This is a genomic window from Massiliimalia massiliensis, from assembly GCF_900155615.1.
Taxonomy (GTDB): Bacteria; Bacillota; Clostridia; order Oscillospirales; family Ruminococcaceae; genus Massiliimalia; species Massiliimalia massiliensis.
This window is the reverse complement of sequence record NZ_FUHT01000002.1, coordinates 206,719-221,165: the sequence shown is the minus strand read 5'-3', so window position 1 is coordinate 221,165 and position 14,447 is coordinate 206,719. Positions and strand designations below refer to the sequence as shown.

The following is a 14,447-nucleotide window of genomic DNA, read 5'->3' as shown; positions in this document are numbered from 1 at the left end:
TAGTTCTGTTAAATGAATGCTACAGCACCCGTTCATATAGCTCAAACGGCCAGGACAGAGGGAATCCATAGCCCAAATCCAGCGTTGCCATATGAGCAAAGCCGAGCTGCTTATAAAGCCGGATTGCCGGAAGGTTCTCCTCAGAAACATCGAGCCGGATAGCTTTTTGCCCATGCCTTTTTCCATAGGAACAGGCGTGTTCCAGCAGCTTTCTTCCAATATGATGCCGCATGTAATCCGGGTGGATGGCAAGGGTATGCAAAATCAGAACCTCCTGCGGCGCTGCGCCGCACTGCCAGTTAACCTGCTGGTATCCCCGGACACATTGATGGTTGAGGATCATCGTTCCGGCGATGGCACGGTTTATCTTTGCAATGAAGAGCCCGCCTTCCTTAAGGGCATTCTCCGCTACAGAGCGGGTGGGGTATTGCCCCTTTCTCCAGCCCAGGCAGAAACGGCCCTGCAGATGTTCATTCACAGCATCGTAAAGCCTTACCAGCTCATCTAAATCCTTTTCCGTTCCTTTTACAATCTGAACCTTCAAAAGCAGCGCTCCTTAATCGGCGTTAATAATAGAAAGATAGCGTTCGCCGGTATCCGGCAGGACAACCACAATCCGTTTCCCCTTGTTTTCCGGTCGTTTGGCCAGCTCCGCGGCCGCCCACACCGCGGCCCCAGAGGAAATTCCGACCAGCAAGCCTTCCAGCTTTGCGATTTCACGTGTAGTCTGGAGGGCGTCCTCATTTGATACTGTGATAATTTCGTCATAAATATGGGTGTTAAGCGTTTTAGGCACAAAGCCCGCGCCAATCCCCTGAATTTTATGCGGCCCTGGAGTACCTTTGGAAAGCACCGGAGACGCGGCCGGCTCCACTGCTACAACCTTGACCTTTGGGTTCTGTTCCTTCAGGTAAGCACCCGCTCCGGAAAGCGTTCCGCCGGTTCCGACGCCGGCTACGAGCAGGTCGACCTGGCCGTCGGTATCGCGCCAGATTTCCGGGCCGGTTGTCGCCTTGTGGATTGCCGGGTTAGCCGGGTTCTCGAACTGGGAGGGGATAAAAGAATGAGGGATTTCTTCCGCGAGTTCTTTTGCTTTCGCAATCGCGCCGTTCATCCCCTTGGAGCCTTCTGTCAGGACCAGCTCCGCTCCGTAGGCCTTCAGAAGGTTGCGCCGTTCTACACTCATCGTTTCCGGCATTGTCAGAATCACGCGGTAGCCTCTTGCCGTTGCAACGGAGGCCAGCCCAATCCCGGTATTGCCACTGGTTGGCTCAATAATAACGGAGCCTTCCTTTAATACGCCCCGCGCTTCCGCGTCATCGACCATCGCTTTTGCGATCCGGTCTTTGGCGCTTCCCGCCGGATTAAAATATTCCAGCTTTGCAATGACCCTTCCGCCAAGCTGATGAGCCTTTTCGTAATGGGACAGCTCTAATAATGGAGTGTTTCCAATCAGTTCTGTGAGGTTCTGGTAAATCTTAGCCATAATATCACCTTGCCCTTGCTGTGCAAAGGCTTCCTTTCTGTGAGTTCATAAAGTATACGAACAGATTTCTATTTTCTTACTCTGCTTCTCCCTTTGCCTTTTTACCACATTCTTGACGCCAAAGGGTTAACACACAGTATATGAAGTATTCTGATACAGCGGCGCCAGCTCTATACTATTTATCTTATCATGTTATTTTTGAAATGCAACCTCTAAATCATAGAGGATGTCGTCAATATGCTCTGTACCGATGGACAGCCGGATGGTATTCGGCTTAATTCCGGATGCCTGAAGCTCATCGCGGCTCATCTGGGAATGAGTGGTGGAGGCGGGATGAATCGCCAGTGATTTTACGTCTGCCACATTGGCCAGAAGGGAGAAGATCTCCAGCCGGTCGATGAATGCTTTTGCTTCTTCCTCTCCGCCCTTGATTTCAAAGGTAAAGATGGAACCGGCCCCATTCGGAAAATATTTCTGATAGAGCGGGAAGCTTGGACTGTCCGGCAGGGATGGATGGTTGACCCGTTCGACAGACGGGTGCTGGTTTAAGAACTCGACCACCTTCAGACTGTTTTCGACATGCCGTTCCACCCGAAGAGATAGGGTTTCAAGCCCCTGTAAAAAGAGAAAAGAATGGAACGGGGAAATGGTAGCGCCGGTATCGCGGAGAAGGACAGCGCGGATTCTGGTGACGAAAGCGGCAGAGCCGGCCGCATCGGCAAAAACCAGGCCGTGGTAGCTCGGATCAGGCTGGGAAAGGGAGGGGAACCTCCCGGAGGCCTTCCAGTCAAACTTTCCGCTGTCCACAATTACACCGCCGATTGCCGTGCCGTGGCCGCCGATAAATTTTGTAGCGGAATGTACAACGATATCCGCGCCGTACTCAATAGGCCGGAGCAGGTAAGGGGTGGCAAAGGTATTATCGATCACCAGGGGAATGCCGTGCCGGTGGGCGATGTCGGCAATCGCTTCAATATCCACGATGTTGCTGTTCGGATTGCCCAGGGCTTCAATAAAGACCGCCTTGGTGTTCTCCTGGATCGCTTCTTCGAAATTAGACGGGTCATCCGGCTCAACAAAGGTGGTGGAAATACCGTATTCTGGAAAGGTGTGCGCCAGGAGATTGTAGCTTCCGCCATAGAGGGTTTTTTCTGCTACGATATGGTCGCCGGCATGCGCCAGGGCCTGAAGTGAATAGGTGATGGCGGCAGCGCCGGAGGAAACCGCCAGCGCAGCAGCCCCGCCCTCTAGTGCGGCGATTCGCTGCTCAAATACGTCCTGTGTCGGATTGCCGAGCCGTCCGTAGATATTGCCGGCATCCGATAAGCCGAACCTTGCGGCGGCATGCTCGCTGTTCTGAAAAACATAGGAAGAGGTTTGATAGATAGGGACAGCTCTTGCACCTGTTGCGGGGTCGGCCTGTTCCTGTCCAACATGTAGCTGGAGGGTTTCAAAATGATAGCTGCGGTGATTCTTGTTCATGAATATCGTCTCTCTTTCTTTCACAATAACAGTTTACGTTCTAATGAAAAGAAAGACACATTCGGCTGTTTCTCCAATGACACAGCCGGGTTTTGATTCGTTCAAGCGTTAGCATCGAAACAGCCCCTTTCATCATTATTTTTTATATTTCCTATAGGATTAATATGAATTGATTATAACCAATCTATTTGGATTTGTCAACTGTTTGATAGAAAAAATTATTACAGCCTCCAAGGAATCGGAAAATTCTATAATTAGAGGGAAAAATTTATTTGAAATATAGGGAAAATACGAAATATCCTGAACGGAAATCTAAATTGAGGCTTCATACTGCCCGCCGGTCAACAGGCAATGCAGACCGTATTGTTACATGGCAAGGCTCCTGCGTTGCTCCTGAATGCAATAGCCGTTGACTGGCGGTTTTTATACTGCCAGCACTTTCATGATGTGTGGGCTGCCCGGGATCAGAATTATCATAACGCATATCTCTTGTTAAATCATGAAGTCATATCCTATTTTCCGCTTTTTATTTTCTACCAGATCAGCCAGGGTTGTATGGTCAACAACACCCAGAATAGCCTGGTAGAGTTCCTGCCACAGCTCTATCGTAGCACATTCCTCCTTGCGGGGACAATTGTTTTCCTTCTCATCGAGACAGGAAACCGGCGCGAGGCTCCCTTCGGTCAGCCGCAGGATTTCCCCTACCGTATATTCCTCAGGCCTTTTGGCGAGACGATAACCGCCCTGCGGGCCGCGTACACTTCTGACCAGTCCTGCCCGGTTAAGCATGGTAATAATCTGTTCCAGATATTTAAAGGAGATTTCCTGGCGCGCGGCAATATCCTTGAGGCTGATGTTTTCTCCGGTATTATATTCTGCAAGATCTACCAGCAATCGGAGCGCGTACCGTCCTTTTGTAGAAATTTTCATGCATTTCTCGTCCTTTCACAGCAAACACTTTTTTGAAATCTATACCCTTATTATATGATAGGAAAAATAAGAATTCAATCAAATTTTTTTACTTTACAAGAACATATGTTCTGTGGTATAATAACAATACCATCAATGAAAGGGAGGGTTCAGGTGGATATCTTTGAGAAGCTGAAAATCCTGGCGGATTCTGCAAAATATGACGTAGCCTGCACATCCAGCGGCGTTGACCGGGAGGGTGTGCCCGGCGAGCTGGGAAGTACCAGCAGCTGCGGTATCTGCCACAGCTTTGCCGCAGACGGGCGCTGTATCTCCCTGCTCAAGGTGCTGTATACAAACTTTTGTGTGTTTGACTGCAAATACTGCGTCAACCGGAGAAGCAATGACACGCCTCGCGCCGCCTTTACACCGCGGGAGCTGGCCGACCTGACAATTCAGTTCTACCGGCGCAACTATATTGAAGGGTTATTTTTGAGCTCCGGCGTTCTCCGCACGCCGGACGATACCTGTGAACGGATGATTGAAGCGCTTTCCATCCTCCGCGATGAATATCGGTTTCATGGCTATATCCATGTGAAGGCGATTCCAGGCGCGGACAGAGTCCTGATTAACCGCCTGGGAATGCTGGCAGACCGGATGAGCATCAATATCGAGCTGCCCAGCCAGCAGAGTCTGGAGCTGCTGGCGCCGGACAAGTCCAAGACGTCAATCTTAAAGCCAATGGGCTATATCTCGGGGAAAATCCAGGAGAATACCGCCGATATTGTGCAGTACAAAAATGCGCCAAAATTTGCGCCGGCCGGCCAGAGCACGCAGATGATTGTCGGCGCCACGCCGGACAGCGATTATCAGATTTTGCGGCTGGCAGAAGGATTGTATAAGAAGTATAGCCTTAAGCGGGTATTCTATTCCGCGTATATGCCGGTAGCGGAGCATTCCTTGCTTCCGTCTGTCCACACCAAGCCGCCGCTTTTGCGGGAGCATCGGCTCTATCAGGCGGACTGGCTGCTGCGGTTTTATGGGTTTGAGGCCAAAGAGCTGCTGGATGAGGAGCATCAGAATTTCAACCCGGCGCTTGATCCGAAGTGCAACTGGGCCGTCAATCATCTGGAGCTCTTTCCGGTTGAGATTAACCGCGTTTCCTATGAGATGCTGCTGCGGGTACCGGGAATCGGCGTAAAAAGCGCCAAAAGAATTTTAACTGCGCGAAGAATGGGATCACTCCGCTTTGAGGATTTAAAAAAGCTGGGGGTTGTGCTCAAGCGCGCGCAGTATTTTATTCTTTGCGGCGGAAAGACCGCGCGCGGCCTGCGGATCACTCAGGATGGCATTTTGCGCGGACTTCTATCCGAGCGGGGGATGCAGATGCTGCCAAAGAGCTTCGAGCAGCTTTCGCTGTTCCCGGATCAGAACCGGAATACTACGGAGGATGTGAGGAAATGCTTAACAGGCCAGATTTGATTTACCGTTATGACGGATCGTTTGAGGGCTTTTTATGCTGTGTGTTTGAAAGCTTTCAGCGCCGCGAAATCCCCATGGATATCCGGCCGGAGGGAGAAGGACAGATGTCCTTATACCCGGAGCGTTATATTGATACAAACCCGCAGACGGCAGACAGGGTATTTGTATCTGTTCCACTGAAAATTTCAAAGGCGGCTGCTGAATTCATAGCGGACGCCTTCCTGAGCTGTATGGAGCAGAAGGAGCTGTATCTCCTGCGCTTTCTCCGGCTGGGATACCGGTACGGTGCGACTGTGATGAATATGCTGGCGAACGATACGGTAAACGCCTTGTTCAAAGCGGTACAATTTTTAAAGAATGAGAGTCACTATTATAAGGAATTTATCCGTTTTTCTGAAATCGAGGGCGTCTTGATCTCCATGATTGAACCCAAAAATTTTGTCCTCCCGTTGATCCGGGAACATTTTTGCTCCCGGTTTTCCGGGGAACGCTTTTTGATCTATGACCGGACGCACAGGATGATGCTCGCATATCAGCCGTTCGAAGCGAAGCTGATCCCGGTAGACGATTTTCAGATGCCGGAGGCGGAGGCAGAGGAGCGGCATTACCGGGACCTGTGGCAGATGTACTATCATGCTATTGCCATTGAGGGACGGTATAATCCAAAGTGCCGGATGAACCATATGCCGAAGCGGTATTGGGGATGCATGACTGAATTTGCAAACCAACCCCAAAAAGCGCGTCTGAAAGGAGCTGGCCCGGCGGTTTTGGGACTCGGGCAAGAATCTGACAAATTTTGAAATTGATAAAAAGCAATTTTATGAAAATCAATCAAAATGCAATTTTTTGAAAAAATAGGTTGACAAATATCTCTGCTTTTGGTAAAATAATATTCGTCGCTAAGACAAGGAAGAGAATAGCGAGTGGAATGGGAGCATAGCTCAGCTGGGAGAGCATCTGCCTTACAAGCAGAGGGTCACAGGTTCGAGCCCTGTTGTTCCCACCATCCGGCCCGTTAGCTCAGCTGGTTAGAGCGCTAGCCTGTCACGCTAGAGGTCGTCGGTTCGATCCCGATACGGGTCGCCATTTTTTCTTCCGTTTGCCTCTGTAGCTCAGTCGGTAGAGCAGAGGACTGAAAATCCTCGTGTCGATGGTTCGATTCCGTCCGGAGGCACCAATGTCGTATCTGTGCAATAGTATGGGTACGATCCGCAGGTTTAGCTCATCTGGTAGAGCGCCACCTTGCCAAGGTGGAGGTAGCGAGTTCGAGCCTCGTAACCTGCTCCATCAAAAACAAGTATGAAAAGCAAGCCGCTTTTCATACTTGTTTTTTTCTGTCAAAATATGGAAGTTTAAGTCTGAAAGTTTTTCTTGACAAATTTTTTGCGCTGTTATATAATGATATACTGTATCAAAATGGACTTTTGTACCTATTTTGCGAAAAAATTTCGGAGAAATGCGGATTCCCCATGTTCCGTTCTGTGAAAAACTCAGCTATTTTCCAGGCGTTTTTGTGGAATCATACGAAATTTCCAAAAAATAGCAATATGCACAAAAATATTTTTTAAATTTCGTGCAAAATTTCCGTTGATTTTGGGCATACCGTGCAAAAATGGAATTGTATGGCATCTGTCATGCAGTTGGTGTTGAAATATAGGAATGGAGTGATTAAGCCTATGGTAAATGTCAAGCCTGTTCAGTTGGGAACAACAACCCGTATGAGCTTTTCCAAAATCGATGATGTTTTGGAAATGCCGAATCTCATTGAGATTCAGGTGAATTCCTATCAATGGTTTCTGAAAGAGGGTCTCAAGGAGGTATTCCGCGATATTTCCGCGATTACCGATTATACCGGAAACCTGGTTCTGGACTTTATTGACTACCGATTGGAAGACAAACCGAAGTATTCCGTAGAGGAATGCAAGGAACGGGATGTGACTTACGCTGCTCCGCTTCGTGTCACTGCGCGCCTTCTGAATAAGGAGACCGGGGAAATCAAAGAGCAGGAAATTTTTATGGGCGATTTCCCTCTGATGACCGAGAGCGGTACCTTTGTCATTAACGGCGCGGAACGTGTTATCGTTTCCCAGTTAGTCCGTTCTCCGGGTGTTTATTACAGCGACAGTTATGATAAAACCGGGAAAAAACTCTTTGCTTCTACTGTCATCCCAAACCGCGGGGCGTGGCTGGAATATGAAACCGATTCAAACGATTTTTATTATGTCCGGATCGATAAGAACCGTAAAATTCCGATCACTACTTTCCTGAGAGCACTTTTGAAAATTCGCGACGATGTCACCGCCGAGGATGTATCTTCGGATTTCACCCTGGGACTGACAAGCTATCATGGCTCTGATTCCGAAATTTTTGAAATTTTTGGAGAGGATGAACGCCTCGCCACCACCATTTTAAATAAGGATGGAACCAAAAACGGGGAAGAAGCCCTGCTGGAAGTTTACAGAAAGCTCCGCCCGGGTGAACCGCCGACCATTGAAAGCGCTGTAAAGCATCTGGTTCCGCTGCTCTTTGATGAACGCAGATACGATCTTTCCAAAGTTGGACGCTATAAATACAATAAAAAGCTTGCTATCGGCACCCGCCTTGTCGGCCAGACCCTGGCTGAGAATGTGGTCAATGAACTGACCGGTGAAGTAATTGCGGCTGCGGGCCAGAAATTAAACCGTGAAACCGCGATGGAAATTGAAAAGGCGGGGGTATCCTCTGCGTGGATCACTGTGGACGAGGGTGAACGCACCATTAAGGTGATGTCCAACGGGATGGTCGATATCAAAAACTTTGTGGATATTGACACCGAGGAATGCATGGTTTACGAAAAGGTTCGTTTTTCCATCCTAAAGGAAATTCTGGACAAGGCTTCCACTCAGGAAGAAATCACCCAGATGGTAAAAGACCGGATCAATGAGCTGATTCCGAAGCATATCATCATCGATGATATTTTCGCGAGCGTCAACTATATCAATAACCTTGCCTATGGCGTTGGCACTGTGGACGATATCGACCACCTCGGAAACCGCCGGATCCGTTCTGTCGGTGAGCTGCTGCAGAACCAGTTCCGTATTGGTTTTTCCAGAATGGAGCGCGTTATTCGTGAGAGAATGACCTTGCAGGCGCAGGACATGGACGTTGTCACACCGCAGGCGCTGATTAACATTCGTCCGGTGGTCGCGGCGATCAAAGAATTTTTTGGTTCTTCACCGTTGTCCCAGTTCATGGATCAGAATAATCCGCTGGCAGAGCTGACGCACAAGCGCCGTCTCTCCGCGTTGGGGCCGGGCGGCTTGTCCCGTGACCGCGCAGGGTTCGAGGTGCGTGACGTACACTACAGCCACTATGGGAGAATGTGCCCGATTGAAACGCCGGAAGGCCCGAATATCGGCTTGATCTCCTATCTGGCTTCCTTTGCGAGAATCAATGAGTACGGCTTCATCGAAGCTCCGTACCGCAAGGTTGATAAAAAGACTGGCGTTGTGCTGGACGAAGTGGTCTACATGACCGCAGATATTGAAGATGAATTCATTGTGGCGCAGGCAAACGAACCGCTGACCGAGGAGGGCACCTTTGTCAGGAAAAGGGTTACCGCGCGTTACCGTGATGAAATCCTGGAAACCGAACGCGATTCAGTCGACTATATGGACGTCTGCCCGAGAATGATGGTTTCTGTCGCGACCGCGATGATTCCGTTCCTCGAAAACGACGATACCAACCGTGCGCTGATGGGAGCGAATATGCAGCGTCAGGCTGTGCCGCTTTTGAAAACAGAAGCGCCGATTGTTGCGACCGGTATGGAATATAAGGCGGCGGTCGATTCCGGCGCGGTTGTCATTTCAAAGCATGACGGTGTGGTAGAACATGTCAGTGCAGATGAAATTATCCTCCGCGATGACGAAGGGGAAACCCATACCTATAAAATCATCAAATTCCTGCGATCCAATGCGGGTACCTGTACCAACCAGCGTCCGATTGTCAACAAGGGCGACCGGGTGGCAAAAGGCCAGGTGCTGGCAGACGGGCCGGCAACCAATAACGGGGAGATCTCCCTCGGGAAGAACGCCCTGATCGGCTTTATGACCTGGGAAGGGTATAACTACGAGGACGCAGTCCTGATCAATGAAAAGATTGTCCGCGACGATGTGTACACCTCCATTCATATTGAAGAATATGAAATCGAGGCCAGAGATACCAAACTGGGGCCGGAAGAGATTACCCGCGATATCCCGAACGTCGGCGAGGACGCACTGAAGGATCTGGATGAAAACGGAATTATCCGCATTGGCGCGGAGGTTCGTTCCGGAGATATCCTGGTCGGGAAGGTAACGCCGAAGGGTGAAACCGAGCTGACGGCGGAAGAACGCCTGCTGCGAGCGATCTTCGGTGAAAAGGCAAGGGAAGTCCGTGATTCCTCTCTGCGCGTGCCGCATGGTGAATATGGAATTATCGTAGACGTCAAGGTATACACCCGCGAAAATTCTGACGAGCTGAGTCCGGGCGTCAATATGGTAGTCCGCTGCTATATTGCCCAGAAGAGAAAGATTTCTGTCGGAGACAAAATGGCGGGCCGCCATGGGAACAAGGGTGTTGTATCCCGTATCCTGCCTCAGGAGGATATGCCGTTCCTGCCGGACGGAACTCCGCTTGACATCGTATTAAACCCGTTGGGCGTACCGTCCCGTATGAACATCGGGCAGGTTTTGGAAGTCCACCTCGGCTATGCGGCGAAAGCGCTTGGATGGAAGATCATGACGCCGGTATTCGACGGTGCGCAGGAAGAGGATATCCGCGAATGCTTGAAGGAAGCGGGTCTGCGTGAGGACGGAAAGACAATCCTTTATGACGGACGTACCGGAGAGCAGTTTGACAATCCGGTCACAGTCGGCATTATGTACTATCTGAAGCTGCACCATTTGGTTGATGATAAAATCCATGCCCGTTCTACCGGCCCGTACAGCCTGGTTACCCAGCAGCCGCTGGGTGGTAAGGCGCAGTTCGGCGGCCAGAGATTCGGGGAAATGGAGGTTTGGGCGCTCGAAGCTTACGGCGCTGCCTACACCCTGCAGGAAATCCTGACTGTGAAGTCGGACGATGTAGTTGGCCGTGTGAAGACCTATGAGGCAATCGTGAAGGGTCAGAATGTCCCGACTCCGGGTATTCCGGAATCCTTCAAGGTGCTGATTAAGGAACTGCAGTCCCTGAGCCTGGATGTCAAGGTCCTGGATAAGGACAACAATGAAATCGACCTGAAACAGCATTTTGACGATGATGACGACATGGTTCTGCAGCCGGTGATGGATGAGGACTATGTGGAAACAGACGAGATTGAAGACGAATACACCGTGGAAGAGCCTGAACTGGAAGATGATGATTTTGGTGCAGAACTCTTTGACAGTATGATAGGCGAAGCGGATGACAGTGACAAAGAGTTCTGATCGGTCAGAAAGCCAAATCAGAAAAAAGTTCGCGCTTAAATTAAGTGATCCGCTATCATGGAGGTTAAGATATGGAATTTAATGTATTCGAATCAATTAAAATCGGCTTGGCATCCCCGGAACAGATCCTGGAATGGTCTTATGGCGAGGTGGAAAAACCAGAGACCATTAACTACCGTACCCTGAAACCGGAACGGGGCGGGCTGTTCTGCGAATGTATCTTTGGGCCGACCAAAGACTGGGAATGCCATTGCGGTAAATATAAAAGACTTCGTTATAAAGGGAAAATCTGCGACAAATGCGGCGTTGAGGTAACTCGTTCCAAAGTCCGTCGCGAACGGATGGGCCATATCCAGCTTGCCGCTCCGGTGTCACATATCTGGTATTTCAAAGGGATTCCTTCCCGGATGGGGCTGATTCTCGACATCTCTCCGAGACGGTTGGAGGAAGTACTCTATTTTGCAAAATATATTGTTGTTGACCCGAAAGAAACAATTCTGGAAAAGGGTCAGCTTTTGACGGAAAAAGAATATTCCGATATGCGTGAAAAATACGGCGACGGCTTCACGGCAGGTATGGGTGCGGAATCCATCAAGGCCTTGCTGCAGGAAATGGATTTGGAGGCGCTCTCCACAGAAATCAAGGAAAGCCTGGAAACCGCGACCGGCCAAAAACGAGTTCGTCTGCTCAAACGGCTGGAAGTGGTAGAGGCGTTCCGTATGTCCGGCAACCGTCCGGAATGGATGATCCTGGACGTTGTCCCGGTCATCCCGCCGGATATCCGTCCGATGGTTCAGCTTGACGGCGGCCGGTTTGCTACCAGTGACTTAAACGACCTGTACCGCCGGGTCATCAACCGGAACAACCGTTTAAAACGGCTTTTAGAGCTGAACGCGCCGGATATCATTATCCGAAACGAAAAAAGGATGCTCCAGGAAGCGGTTGACGCACTGATTGATAACGGCCGGCGCGGACGGCCGGTGACCGGGCCGAATAACCGCCCGCTAAAATCCCTTTCCGATATGCTGAAGGGGAAACAGGGTCGTTTCCGCCAGAACCTGCTTGGAAAACGTGTTGACTATTCCGGGCGTTCTGTTATCGTCGTAGGACCGGAACTGAAAATGTACCAGTGCGGCCTTCCGAAGGAAATGGCGCTGGAGCTGTTTAAACCGTTTGTGATGAAGCGGCTGGTGGAAACAGGAGCCGCCAACAATATCAAGAGCGCAAGAAAGATGGTAGAACGCGCGCGCCCGGAGGTTTGGGATGCGCTCGAAATCGTCATCAAGGCGCATCCGGTACTCTTAAACCGTGCGCCGACCCTGCACCGTCTAGGTATCCAGGCATTTGAGCCGGTACTGGTGGAAGGCCGTGCGCTGAAGCTGCATCCGCTTGTTTGTACCGCTTACAACGCGGACTTTGACGGCGACCAGATGGCTGTTCATGTACCGCTTTCGGCAGAAGCGCAGGCGGAGGCACGCTTCCTGATGCTGGCGGCCAACAACCTTTTAAAGCCGTCTGACGGGCGTCCGGTTGCGGTTCCGTCCCAGGATATGGTGCTTGGCGCCTACTATTTGACTATGGAAAAGGATGGAGACCTGGGAGAAGGGAAGATATTCCGCGACTTTAATGAAGCGCTGATGGCTTACCAGGACGGCGTAGTTTCCCTTCACGCGAAAATCAAAGTCCGTGTAACAAAACAGGTCGGGGAACACCGGATCAGCAAGATTATTGATACAACAGTCGGCCGGATGATCTTTAATGAACCAATTCCGCAGGATCTCGGCTTTGTAGACCGTACCAACAGCGAAAACCAGTTTGACCTGGAAATTTCTTTCCTAGTAAAGAAGAAACAGCTCGGAGAAATTGTCGACAAGTGTATCCGTGCACATGGAACTGCGACAACTTCTGAGGTGCTGGATAAAATCAAAGCATTAGGCTTCAAATATTCTACCAAGGGTGCAACCACTGTTGCGGTTTCGGACGCGACCATTCCGCCGCAGAAGAAACAGTACCTGGAGGAAGCGGAAGCTGCGATCGAAGAAATTATCGACCAGTTTGAAATGGGTCTTATTTCCGATGACGAGCGCTATAAGCTGGTTTTGGAAACCTGGAACGAATGCACCGACAAGGTGACTAAGGCGCTGCAGGATAACCTTGACCCGTATAACCCGATTAACATGATGGCGGACTCCGGGGCGCGTGGCAGCATCAATCAGATTCGTCAGCTCGCCGGAATGCGCGGCCTGATCGCGAATACTGCAGGTACCACCATTGAAATCCCGATCCGTGCAAATTATCGTGAGGGACTCAATATCCTGGAATACTTCATCTCTTCCAGGGGAGCGCGGAAGGGCTTGGCGGACACCGCTCTGAGAACGGCGGACTCCGGTTACCTGACCCGTCGTCTGGTCGACGTTTCCCAGGATGTTGTTGTCCGGGAACATGACTGCGGTACTCACGAAGGAATTGAGGTCTACGCGATCAAGCAGGGCAAGGAAATGATTGAACCGCTGGCAGACCGTCTGCTCGGCAGATATCTGGTGGAGGATTTCATCGACACGCAGACAGGCAGCGTCCTGATTTCCAGAGATAAAATGCTGGATACCAAGGATATTGCAAAGCTGGAAAAAGCAGGGGTAGAATCCATCAAAATCCGTTCGATCCTGACCTGCGAATGCAAATCCGGCGTCTGCAGCAAATGCTACGGCGGAAACCTCGCAAACGGCAAGCCGGTTGCGGTAGGCGAAGCGGTTGGTATTATCGCGGCGCAGTCCATCGGGGAACCGGGTACTCAGCTGACGATGCGTACCTTCCATACCGGCGGTATTGCGAACGCAGAGGATATTACACAGGGTCTGCCGAGGGTTGAAGAGCTGTTTGAAGGACGGAAGCCGAAAAATGCGGCGATCATTTCTGAGATCAGCGGGAAAACCCGGTTTGAGGAGATCAAACGCACCAGAAACATTGTCGTAACTTCTCCGGACGGTGACGAAAAGCAGTATCAGATCCCATACGGCTTCCGGATCAAAATTCAGGAAGGCGATTGGGTCGAGAAGGGCCAGCCGCTGACCGAAGGCTCGATCAATCCGCATGACGTACTGGCAGTCCTCGGGGAAGAGGAGGTTCAGAACTACCTGATCACCGAGGTGCAGAAGGTATACCGGATGCAGGGTGTTGATACCAACGATAAGCACATTGAGGTTATTGTAAAGCAGATGATGCGCAAGGTTCGCGTGCTCGATGCAGGGGACACCACCCTTCTGCCTGGATCGCTGGCTGACCGTGGTGAAGTCCGCGCTCAGAACAAGGAAATTGAGCAGAGAATTGCGGCGGGCGAAACCGAGCTGAAAAAGGCGGAAATTCAGCCTGTGCTGCTGGGTATTACCAAAGCTTCCCTGGCAACAGACAGCTTCCTCTCAGCTGCTTCCTTCCAGGAAACAACTAGAGTACTGACTGAAGCGGCAATCAAAGGAAAGGTTGATCCGCTGGTCGGCCTGAAGGAGAACGTCATCATCGGTAAGTTAGTTCCTGCCGGAACCGGTATGAACTGTTACCGCAGCGTAGAGGTTCTGCCAACTACACCACAGGGCACAATGGCGGGCGCTTTTGAAGAGCTCGACTAAGGTATTATGAATGACAGCGGG

The 14,447-nt window shown here is 50.6% G+C and carries 8 protein-coding genes and 4 tRNA genes; 8 read left to right on the top strand and 4 right to left on the bottom strand.

Annotation, left to right across the window (positions count from 1 at the left end; translation table 11 throughout):
* Positions 1-19 precede the first annotated feature (19 nt).
* The 4 genes from CZ360_RS01005 to CZ360_RS00990 form a co-directional block, all read right to left on the bottom strand.
* Positions 20-544, bottom strand: a complete 525-nt coding sequence (locus CZ360_RS01005; protein WP_159438059.1) for a GNAT family N-acetyltransferase — start codon at positions 542-544, stop codon at positions 20-22.
* Positions 545-556: 12 nt separating this feature from the next.
* Entirely contained in the window at positions 557-1,486 is a 930-nt protein-coding gene (cysK, locus tag CZ360_RS01000; protein ID WP_077532344.1) for a cysteine synthase A, read from the bottom strand.
* 192 nt (positions 1,487-1,678) lie between these two features.
* Positions 1,679-2,968: an O-acetylhomoserine aminocarboxypropyltransferase/cysteine synthase family protein gene (locus CZ360_RS00995; RefSeq protein WP_077532343.1), complete on the bottom strand. Its 1,290-nt coding sequence runs from the start codon at positions 2,966-2,968 to the stop codon at positions 1,679-1,681.
* A gap of 492 nt (positions 2,969-3,460) precedes the next feature.
* Positions 3,461-3,898 (bottom strand): RrF2 family transcriptional regulator, encoded by a 438-nt coding sequence (locus CZ360_RS00990; RefSeq protein ID WP_077532342.1) that lies wholly within the window; start codon positions 3,896-3,898, stop codon positions 3,461-3,463.
* 153 nt (positions 3,899-4,051) lie between these two features.
* On the opposite strand from CZ360_RS00990, the gene CZ360_RS00985 reads away from it, so the two are divergent.
* The 8 genes from CZ360_RS00985 (at position 4,052) to rpoC (ending at position 14,426) form a co-directional block, all read left to right on the top strand.
* On the top strand, positions 4,052-5,359 hold the full coding sequence (locus tag CZ360_RS00985; protein WP_077532341.1) for a putative DNA modification/repair radical SAM protein: 1,308 nt from the start codon (positions 4,052-4,054) through the stop codon (positions 5,357-5,359).
* Complete coding sequence (locus tag CZ360_RS00980) at positions 5,338-6,159, top strand: TIGR03915 family putative DNA repair protein (RefSeq protein WP_077532340.1); 822 nt, start codon at positions 5,338-5,340, stop codon at positions 6,157-6,159. Before CZ360_RS00985 ends, CZ360_RS00980 begins: the two co-directional genes overlap by 22 nt.
* 130 nt (positions 6,160-6,289) lie before the next feature.
* Positions 6,290-6,365, top strand: a tRNA-Val gene (locus CZ360_RS00975).
* A gap of 3 nt (positions 6,366-6,368) precedes the next feature.
* Positions 6,369-6,445 (top strand) — tRNA-Asp (locus CZ360_RS00970).
* Between the two features lie 15 nt (positions 6,446-6,460).
* Positions 6,461-6,536, top strand: a tRNA-Phe gene (locus CZ360_RS00965).
* A gap of 34 nt (positions 6,537-6,570) precedes the next feature.
* Positions 6,571-6,646 (top strand) — tRNA-Gly (locus CZ360_RS00960).
* A gap of 389 nt (positions 6,647-7,035) precedes the next feature.
* Entirely contained in the window at positions 7,036-10,803 is a 3,768-nt protein-coding gene (gene rpoB, locus CZ360_RS00950) for a DNA-directed RNA polymerase subunit beta (RefSeq protein WP_077532338.1), read from the top strand.
* 71 nt (positions 10,804-10,874) lie between these two features.
* A complete protein-coding gene (rpoC, locus tag CZ360_RS00945) occupies positions 10,875-14,426 on the top strand; it encodes a DNA-directed RNA polymerase subunit beta' (RefSeq protein WP_077532337.1) in 3,552 nt (1,183 codons plus the stop codon).
* The last annotated feature ends 21 nt before the right edge of the window (positions 14,427-14,447 follow it).